The sequence below is a fragment of the Pseudarthrobacter sp. NKDBFgelt genome (assembly GCF_046097905.1).
In the GTDB taxonomy this organism is placed as follows: domain Bacteria; phylum Actinomycetota; class Actinomycetes; order Actinomycetales; family Micrococcaceae; genus Arthrobacter; species Arthrobacter polychromogenes.
The window spans coordinates 1-15,288 of the sequence record NZ_JBJURL010000032.1; the positions used below are offsets into that span (position 1 = coordinate 1).

Annotated in this window: 14 protein-coding genes; 5 read left to right on the forward strand and 9 right to left on the reverse strand. The window is 66.6% G+C overall.

All coding sequences use genetic code 11. From position 1 onward, the window contains the following. A partial coding sequence (locus ACKAE7_RS10370) for an ABC transporter ATP-binding protein (RefSeq protein WP_408979102.1) occupies positions 1–753 on the reverse strand: 753 nt, incomplete at its 3' end. A 129-nt stretch (positions 754–882) separates the two neighbouring features. Beyond that, positions 883–1,866: a 3-methyladenine DNA glycosylase gene (locus tag ACKAE7_RS10375; protein WP_191034746.1), complete on the reverse strand. Its 984-nt coding sequence runs from the start codon at positions 1,864–1,866 to the stop codon at positions 883–885. Positions 1,867–2,105: 239 nt separating this feature from the next. On the opposite strand from ACKAE7_RS10375, the gene ACKAE7_RS10380 reads away from it, so the two are divergent. Beyond that, a complete protein-coding gene (locus ACKAE7_RS10380; RefSeq protein WP_174176884.1) occupies positions 2,106–2,513 on the forward strand; it encodes a VOC family protein in 408 nt (135 codons plus the stop codon). Between the two features lie 2 nt (positions 2,514–2,515). On the opposite strand, the gene ACKAE7_RS10385 is transcribed toward ACKAE7_RS10380, so the two are convergent. Next, on the reverse strand, positions 2,516–3,703 hold the full coding sequence (locus tag ACKAE7_RS10385; RefSeq protein ID WP_408979103.1) for an SLC13 family permease: 1,188 nt from the start codon (positions 3,701–3,703) through the stop codon (positions 2,516–2,518). A 123-nt stretch (positions 3,704–3,826) separates the two neighbouring features. Here ACKAE7_RS10385 and ACKAE7_RS10390 point away from each other — a divergent pair, with 123 nt between their 5' ends. Together ACKAE7_RS10390 and ACKAE7_RS10395 are read left to right on the forward strand one after the other, a co-directional pair. Then, entirely contained in the window at positions 3,827–5,212 is a 1,386-nt protein-coding gene (locus ACKAE7_RS10390) for a cystathionine beta-synthase (RefSeq protein ID WP_191034745.1), read from the forward strand. A 43-nt stretch (positions 5,213–5,255) separates the two neighbouring features. Continuing rightward, entirely contained in the window at positions 5,256–6,419 is a 1,164-nt protein-coding gene (locus ACKAE7_RS10395) for a cystathionine gamma-synthase (RefSeq protein WP_191034744.1), read from the forward strand. Between the two features lie 87 nt (positions 6,420–6,506). On the opposite strand, the gene ACKAE7_RS10400 is transcribed toward ACKAE7_RS10395, so the two are convergent. From ACKAE7_RS10400 to ACKAE7_RS10410, 3 genes are read right to left on the reverse strand one after another with little or no spacing between them, the layout of a single operon-like run. Then, positions 6,507–7,424, reverse strand: a complete 918-nt coding sequence (locus ACKAE7_RS10400) for a carbohydrate ABC transporter permease (protein WP_188809554.1) — start codon at positions 7,422–7,424, stop codon at positions 6,507–6,509. Further along, entirely contained in the window at positions 7,421–8,386 is a 966-nt protein-coding gene (locus ACKAE7_RS10405; RefSeq protein WP_190609522.1) for a carbohydrate ABC transporter permease, read from the reverse strand. Before ACKAE7_RS10405 ends, ACKAE7_RS10400 begins: the two co-directional genes overlap by 4 nt. Beyond that, the gene (locus ACKAE7_RS10410; protein WP_190609524.1) at positions 8,383–9,723 is read right to left on the reverse strand and encodes an extracellular solute-binding protein; all 1,341 of its coding nucleotides are present in this window, start codon (positions 9,721–9,723) and stop codon (positions 8,383–8,385) included. Before ACKAE7_RS10410 ends, ACKAE7_RS10405 begins: the two co-directional genes overlap by 4 nt. Before the next feature lie 146 nt (positions 9,724–9,869). Between ACKAE7_RS10410 and ACKAE7_RS10415 the strand changes: the two genes are divergently transcribed. Further along, positions 9,870–10,532, forward strand: coding sequence for a TetR/AcrR family transcriptional regulator (locus ACKAE7_RS10415; RefSeq protein WP_191034743.1), 663 nt, complete (start codon positions 9,870–9,872; stop codon positions 10,530–10,532). A 4-nt stretch (positions 10,533–10,536) separates the two neighbouring features. Beyond that, the gene (locus ACKAE7_RS10420) at positions 10,537–11,304 is read left to right on the forward strand and encodes an SDR family oxidoreductase (RefSeq protein WP_191034742.1); all 768 of its coding nucleotides are present in this window, start codon (positions 10,537–10,539) and stop codon (positions 11,302–11,304) included. A gap of 81 nt (positions 11,305–11,385) precedes the next feature. On the opposite strand, the gene ACKAE7_RS10425 is transcribed toward ACKAE7_RS10420, so the two are convergent. Genes ACKAE7_RS10425 through ACKAE7_RS10435 form a run of 3 tightly spaced genes read right to left on the reverse strand, consistent with a single transcriptional unit; the run spans position 11,386 to position 15,288 of the window. After that, positions 11,386–12,561, reverse strand: coding sequence for an acyl-CoA dehydrogenase family protein (locus ACKAE7_RS10425; RefSeq protein WP_408979104.1), 1,176 nt, complete (start codon positions 12,559–12,561; stop codon positions 11,386–11,388). After that, on the reverse strand, positions 12,558–14,063 hold the full coding sequence (locus ACKAE7_RS10430) for an APC family permease (protein ID WP_190609530.1): 1,506 nt from the start codon (positions 14,061–14,063) through the stop codon (positions 12,558–12,560). Before ACKAE7_RS10430 ends, ACKAE7_RS10425 begins: the two co-directional genes overlap by 4 nt. A 13-nt stretch (positions 14,064–14,076) precedes the next feature. Further along, on the reverse strand, positions 14,077–15,288 hold the full coding sequence (locus ACKAE7_RS10435; protein ID WP_190609534.1) for a glutathionylspermidine synthase family protein: 1,212 nt from the start codon (positions 15,286–15,288) through the stop codon (positions 14,077–14,079).

Consider the following 15,288-nt stretch of genomic DNA (forward strand, 5'->3'; position numbering starts at 1 on the left):
GCGCCCCAGCAGCCCCCGCACCCCGGCCGCGGAGGCCGCCGCCACTTCGACTGCCAGCAGGTCGCCCGCGAGGTTCGCCTTCAGCCGCGCGGCGGTGTCATCGGCGATGATCGTGCCGTGGTCGATGATGATGACCCGCTCGGACATGGAATCGGCCTCGTCCATGTAGTGCGTGGTCAGCACAATGGTGGTGCCGTGTTCCTCGCGCATCCGCATGATGTGCTCCCACAGGTTGGCCCGGTTTTGCGGGTCCATCCCGGTGGACGGCTCGTCCAGGAAGAGCAGCCGCGGCGAGTGCATCAGCCCCAGTGCCACGTCCATCCTTCGCCGCTGCCCGCCGGAAAGCTTGATGACCGTCCGCTTGGCGAGGTCCGCGAGGTCCAGGGATTGGAGGAGCTCCCGGGCCCGGGCAAGGGCGTCCGCGGAGTTCATGCCGTAGAAGCGGCCCTGCATCACCAGCTCATCGATCACCCGGAAACTGTGGCCGCCGCCGTTGCCCTGGCCGATGTAGCCAATCCTTGCCCGTACTCCCGCAGGATCCGCGGTGACGTCCACGCCGGCCACCCTGGCCGTCCCCGAGCTGGGCGTCAGCAGGGTGGTGAGCATCCGCAAGGTGGTGGACTTGCCTGCCCCGTTCGGGCCAAGGAAGGCCACGAGCTCGCCGGGTGCGACGTCGATGTCGACGCCCTTGACGGCTTCCACGGTTTCTTTCTTGACCGTGAACGTCTTTGCCAGTTTGTCCGTGTGGATCATGCGTGACTCCAGAGGATGCGGCGTGCCGGAGCTCTGGAACGGGCTCCCTGGCGCCACGCTATACCCATCCCCGGCACGAGTCCACGGGAAATCGTGCGCGTGCGTTGGGGGCCGTGTGCCCGGCGGGCGTCAGTGCCGGCGGTGGTCCTGGATGGTCATCCGCGGGCCGAACGTGGGTTTGCGGAAGCCGCTGCTTTGGATCATCCGCACCACCCGCTGGCGGTGTCCCGTCCAGGGTTCCAGCAGCCGGAGCATGCCGGCGTCATCAGTCCGCCGGCCGGTCAGCGCAGCACCGACGTACGCGGCCAGGTGGTAATCGCCCACCGATATCGAGTCAGGGCAGCCGTGCGTTCGCTGCACCACTTCCGCGGCCGTCCAGATGCCGATGCCGGGGATGGTCTGCATTTTTGCGGCAGCCTCCAGCGCCGGCAGCTCCGCCAACCGTTCAAGCGCGACGGCGGAACGCAGCGCCCGCATCACCGTTGCGGAGCGCTGCGGGCCCACTCCGGCCTTGTGCCACTCCCAGCTGGGAACCTGCAGCCACTGCGCCGCGGTGGGCGGCAGCACCAGGCCGGCGGGAGCCAGGGATCCAGCCATCGGTGCTGGTAAACCGTAGCGGTGCAGGAGGTACCGGTAGCCGCGGCGGGCTTCGATGACCGTGACTTTCTGTTCCAGGATAATGGGCACGAGCTGGTCCACCATGCGGCCGCTGGAGGGAAGCCGGACGGCCAGGCTGCGCCGCCGCGCTTCCCTGACCATGCGGGGGAGCGTGGCATGGAACACCGGCTCGTCGAAGGCCGACCAATCGTCGTGCGCACCCAGGAGGCGCGGCACTGCCGCTGCCGCCGCCGCGGCGCCCGGACCCCAGGCCTGGACGTCCACCCGGTGCTCCACCTCCGCGCTGCCTGCCGGGCTGAGCCGGATGGTGGCGGGACCCTCGGCTGTAGTGAAGGCGTTCCAGATGACGCCGCCGTCCACCGCGAAGGACGGATCACTGTTGCCGCGCAGGAGCGGGCGGAGGGTCCGCGCCAGGTCGTAGGGGCCGCCCGGATACCACCGGAGGGAGGCGTCCGCAGCGGCCGCCAGCCGCGCGGGAACCTCTGCGATCGTCATGGAACCATCGTCCCACGGTGCCCCGACAGTTTGCCCGCCAGCTCCGCCGTGCCGGTTCCGGGGCCGGAGTTTTTGTCCAGATATGCAGGGTTGCGCGCCCCGGAACCCTGCATAAGTGGACAAAAACTCGGCTTGTTCCCGGCCCTTATCGGGGAGCGGAAGGAAGACTAGAATCCCAGGTGTGGCGCGGGGCGTCCGTGCCCTTTCCTTCGAGATTCCAGAGATTCCAGGTGAGCGCAATGGGTGGAGTAGTGCATTTCGAAATCCCCGCGGACGATCAGGAGCGGGCCAAGAAGTTTTACCAGCAGGCCCTGGGCTGGCGGATAGAACCCGTCCCTGGAATGGACTACAACATGGTGATCACCACCCCCATGGACGAGGCCACCGGCCAGCCCACAACCGCCGGTGCGATCAACGGCGGCATGATGGCCCGGGAAGAAAAGATCGCCAACCCCGTCATTACGGTGGACGTGCCGGACATCGATGCCACGCTGAAAACCGTCGAGGAGCTGGGCGGTTCTGTTGTTATGCCCAAGAACGAGATCCCCGGGATGGGCTACTTCGCCTACTTCAAGGATCCTGAGGACAACGTCATGGGCCTGTGGGAGAACCTGCCCGCCGACCAGCAGGCCCAGTCCGCCGGGTAGCGTCAGGGCATCCCCGAGGCCAGCCACAGGGCCACCACCGCAAGCGGGACCGTCAGGGCTGCCACCACCAGCCCGGCCAGGGCAAAGCCGCTCCACTTGATCCGGACGTTCAGCGCCCGCAGCCGCTCATGCCAGAGCAGGGTGGCCAGGGACGCCCACGGAGTGACCAGCGGCCCCAGGTTGACACCGATCAGCAGGGCGGCCACCCGGGCCGGAGACCCGGCCACCGGCTCAAGGGCCAGATAGGCGGGCAGGTTGTTGGCTGCATTGGCCGCACCGGCTCCCAGCGCGGCCAGGTGCAGGAGGGCGGGCAGGCTCTCGCCCTGGCCGGCCGTGCCGGCCAGGAGCGCCGTCAACCCGTTGGCATGCAGTGCTTCAACGACCATGAACAGTCCAACCGTGAGCATCAGCGGACGCCACGGAACCATGGACCACCGCAGCACGGAGGGCCGCCGCCGGAGGAAGACCATCAGCAGGAAGGCCGCCGCCACGATGGCCGGATACTGCACGGGTACGCCGGACACCAGGGCGGGCAGCAGGACCAGCAGGGTGGCCGCTGCAATGACCAGCAGCGGGCGGTCCCGCACGGCGGGGGACCGTTGCGGCCGGTACCGTCCCCGCAGGTCCTTGCGGAACGCCAGCCACAACAGGGCCAGCGGAACAACCACCCCCACCAGGGCGGGTGCCCAGACGGTCCCTGCAAAGCCCAGGGGGCTGAGCCCCAGCGCGTCCTGGGCCAGCAGGTTTGTCAGGTTTGACACAGGCAGCAGGAGGGAGGCGGTGTTGGCGAGCCAGATGGTGGTCAAAGCGAAGGGGAGCGGCTGGATGCCGGCATGGACTGCAAGGAGGACCACCACCGGTGTCACCAGCACGGCAGTGGTGTCGAGCGACAGGAAAACAGTTGTAACCGTGGCCAGCGCCACGACAAGGAGCCACAACAGGAACACGCGGCCCCGGCCCAGTCCTGCGAGCCGGTCTGTAACAACCTTGAAGAGCCCGGCTTCGTCCAGCAGTTCAGTCAGCAGGGACATCGCGAGCACAAACGCGAGGATGGGAACGGTGCGGCCCGCCAGTGCGTCGAAAGCGGGCAGGGGCAGTGCCCCGGAGACGAGGGAGGCAACACCGGCCAGGAGCATCGCTCCGGGAAGGAGGTAGCTCCGGACTTTCGTCAACCAGGCGAACTGCTGCACTGCCCCATGATCCCACCCGTGCCTGCGTGGAACCTGTTGGAAGCGGCTGCACCCGCGTGGCGTGCCGCCGGGGGCACAGTGCAGGGAAGGTGCCTGCGGCAGGGAAGCGGTAGCTTTGTATCCATGAAGTACGCCCAGTCCATCCTGGACCTCATCGGCAATACCCCGCTCATCAAGCTCAACCACGTGACGGAGGGCATCAAAGCCACCGTCCTGGTCAAACTGGAGTACTTGAACCCGGGCGGGTCCATCAAGGACCGCATTGCGGTGAAGATGATCGAGGACGCCGAGCGGGACGGCAAACTGCAGCCCGGCGGGACCATTGTTGAGCCCACGTCCGGCAACACCGGTGTGGGGCTGGCCCTGGTGGCCCAGCAAAAAGGCTACAAGTGCGTCTTTGTGGTCCCGGACAAGGTGGGTGAGGACAAGCGCGCCGTCCTGCAGGCGTACGGCGCTGAGGTGGTGGTGACGCCCACTGCCGTGCCGCCGGACAGCCCCCAAAGCTACTACGGCGTCTCGGACAGGATTGTCCGGGAGACCCCCGGTGCGTACAAGCCGGACCAGTTCTCCAACCCCGCGGCGCCCGGAAGCCACTACCAGACCACCGGCCCGGAGATCTGGCGCGATACGGAGGGCAAGATCACCCACTGCGTCATCGGCGCTGGAACCGGCGGAACCATCACCGGCACCGGCCGCTACCTGAAGGAAGCATCGGCGCACCGGCCGGAGTCCGACGGCGGCGTGGTCCGGATCATCGGCGCGGATCCGGAAGGCTCGGTCTACTCCGGCGGCACCGGCCGCCCCTACTTCGTGGAGGGCGTGGGGGAGGACATGTGGCCCGGGAACTACGACAAGTCCATCCCGGACCAGGTAATCGCCGTGAGCGACGCAGATTCCTTCGCCATGACCAGGCGCCTGGCCCGCGAGGAGGGCCTCCTGGTGGGCGGATCCTCGGGCATGGCCGTGGTGGCTGCGCTGAAGGCGGCGCGGGACCTCCCCGAGTCCGCCGTCGTCGTCGTGATCCTGCCGGACTCCGGCCGGGGGTACCTGGCGAAGATCTTCAACGATCAGTGGATGCGCTCCTACGGTTTCCTCTCCGGCGGCGAGGAAACCTCCGTGGGGGAGGTCATCAGCTCCAAGAACGGCGAACTGCCGGACCTGGTGCACATCCATCCCAACGAGTCCGTGCGCGATGTCATCAACATCATGAACGAGTTCGGCGTCAGCCACATCCCGGTCCTGTCCCAGGAGCCGCCGGTGGTGATGGGCGAGGTGCTCGGTGCCGTGGACGAACGCACCCTGACCGCCAAACTGTTCCGCGGCGAAGCCAAACTGACGGACAAGATCTCCGAGCACATGGGCCCCAAGCTGCCCGTCATCGGATCGCTGGAAACCATTTCCGCAGCCAGGGAACTGCTCTCGGACGTGGACACCGTGATGGTCACGTTCGTCGGCGCGCCGGTGGGCATCCTCACCCGGCACGACCTCCTGGCCTACCTCAGCAACTAAAACCGCTTCACCCTGATACTGCTTCACCCAGACAAGGAGCATCATGTCCGTTCCCGGAAACCAAGGTTTCAACACCCGCGCCGTCCACGCCGGCCAGGCCTTCGAGCCCCGCACCGGCGCTGTGGTTCCGCCCCTGCACTTCAGTTCCACGTACGCCCAGGACGGCATCGGCGGGCTCCGCGACGGCTACGAGTACGGCCGCGGCGGCAACCCCACCAGGGACGCCCTGCAGGAACAGCTCGCGGCGCTGGAAGGCGGCACCCACGCCTACAGCTTCAGCTCCGGGCTGGCCGCCGAGGATTCGCTCATCCGCGCCCTGACCCGCCCCGGCGACCACATCGTGCTGGGCAACGACGCCTACGGCGGCACCTACCGCCTCATCAGCCGGGTCCTGGGCGGCTGGGGGATCGGCAACACCCCGGTGGACATGGCAGACCTCGACGCCGTCCGGGCGGCAGTCGCCGCCAACAAGACCCGGTTCGTCTGGGTGGAGACGCCGTCCAACCCGCTGATGAAGATCACCGACATCGCGGCGCTCGCAGGAATAGCGCACGACGCCGGTGCCCTCCTCGTGGTGGACAACACCTTCGCTTCACCCTACCTGCAGAACCCGCTCGCCTTGGGTGCCGACGTCGTGGTCCACTCCACGACGAAGTACATCGGTGGGCATTCGGACGTGGTGGGTGGCGCCGTGGTGGTCAAGGATGCGGAGCTCGCGGAGAAGATCGGCTTTGTGCAGTTCGCCGTGGGCGCCGTCTCCGGTCCCATGGACGCTTTCCTTACCACCCGCGGGCTGAAGACCCTGGGGGTCCGCATGGACCGGCACAGCCTCAACGGCCAGGCCGTGGCGGAGTGGCTCCTGGAACGCCCCGAGGTGGAGGCCGTCCTGTATCCGGGCCTGCCGTCCCACCCGGGCCATGAGCTCGCCAGGAAGCAGATGCGGAGCTTCGGCGGCATGGTTTCGGTGCAGTTCAAGGGCGGCGAGGCGGCTGCCCGGAAGGTGGCGGAATCGACGTCCGTGTTCACCCTGGCGGAGTCCCTGGGCGGGATCGAATCGCTGATGAACTACCCGTCCGAAATGACGCACGCCTCGGTCAAAGGCACCGAGCTGGCGGTTCCGGTGAACCTCCTCCGCCTGTCCTGCGGCATCGAGGACGTGGAGGACCTGCTGGCGGACCTGGACCAGGCGTTCGCCGCCATCCCCTAGCCCGGCCGGTTGAACCCGGACGGCACGTCGCGGCAGTCTCTGGATTGAGGGGTTGCCGCGGCGTGCCGTCCCGCGATAGGCAGTTTCCTACTTGACGGAACCCTCGGTGAGGCCGCCGCGCCAGAAGCGCTGAAGGACCACCATGGCGATGCTGAGCGGGATGATCGAGAGCAGCACGCCGCCGGTGGTCAGCTCGTAGAACTCAGGCAGCCGGTCCACCTGGCTCAGCCAGTTGTTCAGGCCGAGCGTGATCGGGTACAGCCCGGAGTCGGACAGCATCACGAGCGGCAGGAAGTAGTTGTTCCAGATTCCCACCAGCTGGAAGAGGAACACGGTGACCAGGGCGGGGGTGAGGACGCGCAGCCCGATGGTGTGGAAGATCCTCAGTTCGCCCGCGCCGTCCAGCCGGGCCGCCTCGATGAGTGAGGTGTCCACCGTGGCCTGCGAATAGATCCGGCACAGGAACAGTCCAAACGGCGAGACGAGGGACGGCAGCAGCACGCTCCAGTACGTGTTGGCCAGGCCGAGCTGGCTGAAGAGCAGGAAGAGCGGCAGGGCTGTGGCCGTGCCGGGTACCAGTACTCCGCCCAGGATGGTTCCAAAGACCAGGTTCCGCCCGCGGAACTCGTATTTCGCCAGCGCGTAGCCGCCCGCCGCCGCAAAGTAGGTGGCCAGGAGGGCGCCGATGCCGGCGTACAGCACCGAGTTCAGGAACCACCGGATGAAGATGCCGTTGTCATAGCTGAGAACCTGCGCAAGGTTGTCCCACAGCGCAACGGTGGGGGCGAACCAGAACCCGTTGGTGGAGAACAGGTCCTCCGTGGACTTGGTGGCAGCGACCACCACCCAGTACACGGGAATGAGGAAGTACAGGGCCACCACCACCAGCACCGCTGTGACGATGATGGTGGACGGACGGCCCTTGCTGCCGGAACGCCTGGTCCCTGCAGCGGAGGTGCGGGCCGGGGAAGCCGATGTCGACGTCGGGGTCACGGTAGCGGTCATGATGACTTCCTGTTCGTGAATTTGAGGAAGGCGAAGGACAGGACGAAGGCGGCCACCGCGATCAGCACGGCCTGCGCAGCGGCCACGTTGTAGTCGTTGTAGGCGAACGCGGTGGTGTAGGCGCTGAGGTTGGGCGTGTACTGGCTGTCGATGGCGGGGGCGACCGTCTTCAGGACTTGGGCTTCGGCGAAGAGCTGCAGGGTGCCGATGATGGAGAAGACAGTTGTCAGGACGAGGGCGGGCCGGATCAGCGGAAGCTGGATGCTGAGGGCCACCCGCCAGGTGGAGGCGCCGTCCACCTTCGCGGCCTCATACAGCTCCCCGGGTATGGCCTTCAGTTGGGCCACGATGATCAGCATGTTGTAGCCGGTGTAGCTCCAGGTGACGATGTTCGCAATCGACCATAGAACGGTGTTGGCACCCAGGAAATCCGGAGTCAGTCCCACCAGGGCCGCGACGTCGAACAGCGGACTCAGCCCGGGGACGTAGAGGAACGACCAGAGGATGGTGGCAATGACACCCGGCACGCCGTAGGGGAGGAAATATGCGGCCCGGAAGAAACCCGGCCACTTGGCGGACGCTGATTCGAGCATGAGGGCAAGCACCGTGCAGAGGACGATCATCACCGGGACCTGCACCACGCCGAAGAGGAGCATGCGTCCGATCGACGCCACGAAGCTGCCGTCAGCCAGGGCCTGGGCGTAGTTGCTGAACCCGGCGAACTCACTCTTGACCCCGGCCTCGCCAAAGAGCCCGCTCCGGGTCACTTTGGTAAAGCTCGAGCCAACGGCAACGAAGATCGGAAGGACGAAGGTCAGGATGAACAACGCCAGGAAGGGCGCCAGCAGGAGCCAGGGCGCGCGGGACGCAGCGCCTGTCCGGTCGCCGCGTTTGCCCGGCCGGGCGGAAGGCTGCGCGGACGCAACCTGCCCCGTCCGCGCGGTGGGTGATGTCGCTGTCATGACGCTTCCTTTCGAATGCTGAGGCCCTTGTTCCTGAAGACGGTCATGATCTGCTGTTCCGACGCCGCCACCGAATCCACCAGGCTGGTTCCTGACGCCTTCTTCCGGAAGCCGTCGCTCAGGATGTTGAAGGACTGCTGTGTGACGGGCCACCAGGACCAGTCCTTGTTCTGCTGCTGGGCCGCCGGCACGAAGATTTCCTGGTGGTAGCTTTGGCCGCCAAAGAACTCCGACGGCGCCTGCCGCGGAGTGCCGATGAAGTCCGGCGACGGCGACCAGCCAATGCCGCTGTTGGTGATTTCGGCGTCGATGCCTTCCCTGGACGTGGTCATCCAGACCGCGAACTCGAGTGCTTCGCGGGGGTGTTTGCTGTTGGCCAGGACCGCTGCGGTGGAACCGCCAAGGTAGCTTGACCCGAATCCGCTCCCGCCCCAGGTGGGCATGGGTGCCACCCGCCATTTGCCGCTGCCGCCGCTGACGCCTTCAATGAGGGCGTCTCCCCAGCTGCCGGACACCACGGAGGCAATGGTTCCCTTGGCGGCTGCAGCGAACCAGCCGGGGGAGTAGGCGCCGAACGCCGTCTGCACAAGGTCCTCATCGATGGCCTGGTCGAAGAAGCGGGCAACCTTCATGGTGGCGTCGTCGGTCATGTTAATGACCCAGCCGTCCTCCTCAGGCCGGAGCCAGCTGGCACCGGCCTGCGCCGCGAAGGCTGTGAACACGGAGGCGTCGCCCAGCGGGAAGCAGTCCAGGTAGACATCCTTTTGGCGCAGTTCGCGTGCCAGGGCTGCCCATTCGTCCCACGTGCCGGGGTTTGTGCCGCCCACCTGGTCCAGGACTGCCGGCTGGTAGAACATGGCCATGGGGCCGGAGTCCTGGGGGATGCCGTACACGCCGCCGGAGAAGCTGACCTGGCCCCACAGGGTCTGGTCGTACAGGTGCGCGTAGTCCTGGGCGCCGTACCGGGCAACATCCACCAGGCCGTTGACCAGCATGAATTCGGGGAGGGACCGCATCTCCACCTGGGCAAGGTCGGGTCCGCCGCCGGCAGCCAGGGCCGAATAGAGCTTTTGGTACCCGCCGGCGTTGCCGCCGGGAATCCACACGACCTCCACCTGGACCAGCGGATGGGAGGCGTTCCAGATATCGGCCACTTTTTGGGCGTCCTTGAGCCAGCACCAGTACGTCAGGGTGATCTTTTCCCCGCTGGCGGCCGGAGCGAGCACCGGTGCTGTGTTGACGGAGCGTATGCCTGGCGTGGCACAGCCGGACAGGAGCCCCACCGCTGCGGTGCCCAGGCCCGCACTCAGGAGTTGTCTTCGCGTGAATTGGGACATTTGCCTTCACCTCATTGTGTCGGATATGTGCCTAAAAGTGTGAAGCATGGCACTTTTTGTTCGGTTCGAGAAAGGCTAACACGAAAACTCGAGTGGTCGCTCGAGTTTTGGTTTATCGGGCGTTACGGCGGGTACACTGGCTTGCCATGAGCACCAAGGAGGGGCCTCAAACTTCCCGCCGCGGACCCTACGCGAAGTCGGCGGAGCGGCGCCGGGCCATCCTGACCGCAGCCCACGCCGTCTTCGCCGCCCACGGGTATCGCGGCAGCTCGCTGCAGGACGTGGCCAACCACGCGGGCATGAGCCAGACGAGCCTCCTCCACTACTTCCCCTCCAAAAGCGATCTGCTCCTGGCAGTACTCAACTGGCGGGATTCCATCACGGGAGACGGTACCGCGCCGCCGGACCCGGAGGAATCACTTTCTGATGCCGTCCTCCGGCAGGCGCGCTTCAATGAAGATGTCCCGGGAGTCCTGGAGCTCTACACCGTCCTGTGCGGGGAAGCGGTCACGGAGGGGCATCCCGGGCGGGACTACTTTACGCAGCGCTTTGAGCGGCTGCGGCGGAGCTACGCGCGCCAGCTTGCGCAGCTGGCCGGGGAAGGCCGGCTGCGCCCTGGTGTGGATCCGGACACTGCCGCTGCCTCATTGATCGCTCTGTGGGACGGCATCCAGACGCAGTGGCTCCTGGCGCCCGGGAGTGTGGACATGGCCGGCTGTCTCCGCGCTTACCTGGACCTGGTCCTGGTGCCTGAGGAGAACCCGGAGCGTGCTTCAGCCGGGGCACTTCCATTGGCGCCGCTAGGCTGATCCCATGGATTCTTCCCCCGCAGCCGTCCGCCCCGCCGCCCTCATCACCGGGGCGGGCCGGCTCGCGGGCATCGGCGCCGGCATCGCCCGGCACCTCGCCGCCGAAGGCTGGGACCTGGTGCTGGCCTACTGGCAGGACTACGACGCCCGGATGCCGTGGGGGACTGAACCGGACGACGTCGTGCGTTTGACTGCCGAGCTCGAAGCCATCGGCGCCCAGGTCCACGTGCTGTCCGCGGACCTCCAGGACCCCGCCGTGCCCGACCGGCTGGTGGCGGAGTCCGTGCAGCTGGCGGGCCCGCTGCAGGGCATGGTCCTGAGCCATGCCGAGTCCGTGGACTCGGGGATCCTGGACACCAGCGTGGAATCGTTTGAGCGGCATTTTGCCGTGAATACGCGGGCCAGCTGGCAGCTGATTGCCGCGTTCGCGCGGCAGGCAACGGACGACGGCGGCGCAATCGTTGCGCTGACCAGTGACCACACAGCGTTCAACATTCCCTACGGTGCCTCGAAGGGCGCGCTGGACAGGATCGTTATTGCCGCCGCGCGGGAGCTTGGACCGCAGGGCATTTCGGCGAACGTGCTGAACCCGGGCCCAGTGGATACCGGCTGGATGGACGACGAGGTCCGGGCAGCGCTGACGGCCCAGCAGCCCACGGGACGGCTGGGAACACCCGCCGACGTTGCAGGAACCGTGGGGTTCCTGCTCTCGCCCGCCGGCCGCTGGGTCTCCGGCCAGCTCATCAAGTCCGACGGCGGCTTCTCGGCCTGACCCCAACTAGGTAGCGCTAAGTGTCGTATTGGGGCTCCAAAACGACACTTAGCGCTACCTAGTTGGGAGGGGAAGTCAGGGTCAGCGGAACGCGTTGATGCCGGTGATGTGCTGGCCAAGGACCAGGGTGTGGACTTCGTCGGTGCCCTCATAGGTGCGCACCGATTCGAGGTTGGCCGCATGGCGCAGTGGGGAGTAGTCCAGCGTGATGCCGTTTCCGCCGAGGATGGACCGTGCCTCCCGGGCCACCGTGAGGGCTTCCCTGACATTGTTCAGCTTGCCCAGTGAGATTTGCTCGGGCCGCAGGACGCCGGCGTCCTTGAGTCGTCCCAGGTGCAGCGCCAGCAGGGTCCCCTTCTGGATCTCCACCAGCATGTTGACCAGCTTCTCCTGGGTCAGCTGGTAGGCGGCCAGCGGCTTGCCGAACTGCAGCCGCTCCTGCGAGTAGGCCAGTGCTGACTGGTAGGAATCCCGGGCGGCTCCCATGGCGCCCCAGGCGATGCCGTACCGTGCCTCGTTCAAACAGGTAAACGGGCCCCGCAGGCCACGCGCCGCCGGCAACAGCGCCTCCGGACCCAGCCTGACGTCGTCGAACACCACATCGCACTGGATGGACGCGCGCATCGACAGTTTCTGCGTGATGGGGACGGCGGCGACGCCGGGGGTCCCCGCCGGCACCAGGAAGCCGTGCACGCCGTCGTCGGTCATGGCCCAGACCACCATCACCCCGGCCACCGAAGCGAGGCCGATCCAGCGTTTGGCGCCGTTCAGCACCCAGCCGGCGTTGTCCCCGGCACCGTCCCGCCGGGCGAGCGTGGCCATGGAGCAAGGATCGGAGCCGGCTGAAGGCTCGGTCAGCGCAAAGCACCCGATCACTTCCCCTGCGGCCATCCGGGGGAGCCACTCCTGTTTCTGGTCCTCGGAGCCCCACTTGTGGATGGCGGTCATGGCCAATGAGCCCTGCACCGAGACAAAGGTGCGGATCCCGGAATCGCCAGCCTCAAGTTCCATTGCGGCCAGGCCGTATTCGACGGCGGAGCGGCCCGGGCAGCCATAGCCCTCCAGGTGCATTCCCAGCACCCCCAGTTCGCCCAGTTCCGGCGCGAGCTCCAGGGGAAACACGGCGTCGTCGTACCACCGGGCGATGTTTGGCCTGATCCGCTGGGCCGTGAAGTCCCGGACTTTCTGCTGGATTTCCTGCTCGCCGGGGGTCAGCAGGGCATCCTGGGCAAGGACGTCCGAGGGGTCCGGGTTCACGGCTTCGCCAGGAAGTAACCGCGGGTGGCGGGCAGTAACCGGCACGCCACAGCCAGCACCACGCCCAGGGCCAGCAGCAGCACACCGCTGACGAAGGCCCCGCCGATCCCGAAGATCTGGGTGTCGCCGTAGGCCGGGTCCCACATCTGGACAGCCGAGATGAAGAAGGCGGCCGTCAACAGGAGCGCACCGACGAGCGGCAGGATGCCCCGGAACCACAGGTTGCGTGCCGAATGCCGCAGGGTGCCGCGGAAGTACCAGAAGCACGCGAAGCCGGTGAGTGCGTAGTAGAAGGCGATGAACAGGCTGATGGCGCTGATGGAATCGGAGAGCAGGTTCTCGCTCAGGAAACTCATGGCCACGTAGTAGGCGATGGCGGCCGCCCCCATGACCTGGGTGGAGAACCCCGGAGTCTGGTTCTTCGGGTGCACCTGGCCGAACCTGGCCGGCAGGGCGCCGTGGACGCCCATGGACAGGGTGCCGCGTGCCGTGGGGAGGATGGTGGTCTGGGTGGAGGACAGGACCGAGGCAAGCACGGCGACGACGATCAGCCAGCCCCAGGGGCCCAGCACCACGTCCCGCATGGCCAGGAAGACGTCGTCCTGGTTGGCCTCGTTGCCCAGCCCAATGCCCTCCGTGCCCACCGTGGCGTACATCATCACCAGGAGCGCCACGGAGACATAGATGGCCACGAGGATGAAGGCGGAGATCACTGCGCCGCGGCCGGGGGTGGTTGAAGGGTTCTCTGTTTCCTCATTGACCGCGAGGCAGGTGTCCCAGCCCCAATAGATGAACAGCGCCAGGAGCGCACCGTGCACCACGGCACCGGGATCCGCAAAGGCACCCACCGGGTTGAACCATTCAAGGTCGAAGGCCTGGATAGAGGTGTCTCCGGCGGCGGAACCCGCAACGATCCGCACCACGATGGCCAGGGCAAAGATGCCCAGGGAGATGTATTGCACATAGGTCAGCACCCGCTGGACGTGTTCGCCCAGCCGGATGCCCCGGTAGTTGACCAGCGTCATCACGGCGATGAACAGGACGCCCGTTGCGGTCACCACTGCCGTGTTGTCAGCCAGGGAGCCGTCGCCCACCAGGAGCCACAGGTACTGGCCCGCCACCTGTGCCAGGTTGGCCAGGACCACGATGCCGGCGAGCGCCACGCCCCAGCCGCCCAGCCAGCCCGCCCAGGGTCCGAACGCCCGCCGGGACCAGGTGAAGGTGGTGCCGCAGTCCGGAATGGCGCTGTTCAGTTCGCGGAACGCATACGCGATGAAGAGCACGGGGATGAAGCCGAGCAGCAGGATCAGGGGAGTGTAGTTGCCGTTTACGGCCACGATGAGGCCCAGTGTTGCGGCCAGCGAGTAGACGGGTGCCGTGGAGGCCAGCCCCAGCATCACAGAGTCGCCGAGGTCCAGGATCCCGGCGCGGAGCCCCTTGGCCGGGACGGTGGCGCCCGGTGCGCCGCCCGGGCCGCCCGTCGTCGTGGTTCCTGTGCTCATGCTGTCACCGGGTTCATAGTGCGATACCTGCTTTGTTGGAGGAGGCCTCGGCCGAAAGCGGCGCCGGCGCGTCAATGGTGTTGGGCACAAAACGGCAGAAGTAGTCAGTGACCGGCCCATCCGATTCCCGGATGCCGCAGCCTACGGACTCGCCGTCCACCACCCACAGGCCCAGGACGGGATGGTTGCCGCCGAAGTCGGGCAGTTCCTGGTACTGCTGGTAGCACCAGCCCTCGCGGCCGTAGCCGCCGGGCTGCTCAAGGCTGATGCCCTGGGCATGGATTCTGATGTTGTCCCCTTCGCGGCCGTGCAGGGGCTTGGCCACCCATTCCTTGAGGGGACCCGGCTCGTTAAGGTAGGCCGGCAGCAGGTTGGGGTGCTGCGGGTACAGATGCCAGAGGGCGGCCAGGAGCGCCTTGTTGGAGAGGAGCATTTTCCAGGCGGGTTCAACCCAGCGGGGATTGTGGGCGCGTTCCAGGAGACGGTGCCCGAAGGGTTCCTTCATCATCAGCTCCCAGGGGTAGAGCTTGAAGATGGTGCTGATCATGAAGTTGTCCAGGTCCACGAACCGGTTCAGGTTGGGGTCCCAGCCGATGTCCGACATGTTGATGCCGATGGTGGTCCAGCCTGCCTGGCTGGCCACGTCCCGCATGTAGGCAGCCGTCATCCAGTCCTCGCCGGATTCCTCCACCTCCGAGTGGGCAACGTGCAGGGTGCTCATGCCGGTGCGGTACTGGACCTTTTTCCACTGCCGGATCAGGGCCTCGTGGATGCCGTTCCACTGGTCTTTTTCCGGGAAGACGTCCTGCAGCCAGAACCACTGCGCCACTGCCGCCTCGATGAGCCCGGTGGGGGTGTCCGCGTTGTATTCGAGCATCTTGGCGGGCCCGCCCTGGCCGTCATAGATGAAGTCGAAGCGGCCGTAGACGTCTACGTCCCCGGCCTGCAGGGACTCTGCAGCCAGTTCCAAAGCCTGCGGGCCGATGCCGATATCGCCCATGGCGCCGGTGGCCAGGAACTTGGCCGCTTCCACGCACATCCTGTGCATGTCCTCGGCCGCCAGCTCGAGGTCCTCCACCTCGTCCGTGGTGAATTCGTAGTACGCGGACTCGTTCCAGTACTCGATCCGCCGCCCGTCGTCCATGGTGGTGGTGGAAAAGACCAGGCCCTGTTCCTGGATCTTCTGCTTCCAGTCGGGCCTGGGCTCAGACAACAGCCGCTTCAC

Excerpts from the sequence above, each read along its gene's own strand:
- ACKAE7_RS10375 (WP_191034746.1), bottom strand. The coding sequence starts at position 1,866 with ATGACGATCGCAGAGGTTCCCGCGCGGCTGGCGGCCGCTGCGGACGCC.
- ACKAE7_RS10380 (WP_174176884.1), top strand. The coding sequence starts at position 2,106 with ATGGGTGGAGTAGTGCATTTCGAAATCCCCGCGGACGATCAGGAGCGG.
- ACKAE7_RS10390 (WP_191034745.1), top strand. The coding sequence starts at position 3,827 with ATGAAGTACGCCCAGTCCATCCTGGACCTCATCGGCAATACCCCGCTC.
- ACKAE7_RS10395 (WP_191034744.1), top strand. The coding sequence starts at position 5,256 with ATGTCCGTTCCCGGAAACCAAGGTTTCAACACCCGCGCCGTCCACGCC.
- ACKAE7_RS10400 (WP_188809554.1), bottom strand. The coding sequence starts at position 7,424 with ATGACCGCTACCGTGACCCCGACGTCGACATCGGCTTCCCCGGCCCGC.
- ACKAE7_RS10405 (WP_190609522.1), bottom strand. The coding sequence starts at position 8,386 with ATGACAGCGACATCACCCACCGCGCGGACGGGGCAGGTTGCGTCCGCG.
- ACKAE7_RS10410 (WP_190609524.1), bottom strand. The coding sequence starts at position 9,723 with ATGTCCCAATTCACGCGAAGACAACTCCTGAGTGCGGGCCTGGGCACC.
- ACKAE7_RS10415 (WP_191034743.1), top strand. The coding sequence starts at position 9,870 with ATGAGCACCAAGGAGGGGCCTCAAACTTCCCGCCGCGGACCCTACGCG.
- ACKAE7_RS10420 (WP_191034742.1), top strand. The coding sequence starts at position 10,537 with ATGGATTCTTCCCCCGCAGCCGTCCGCCCCGCCGCCCTCATCACCGGG.
- ACKAE7_RS10430 (WP_190609530.1), bottom strand. The coding sequence starts at position 14,063 with ATGAGCACAGGAACCACGACGACGGGCGGCCCGGGCGGCGCACCGGGC.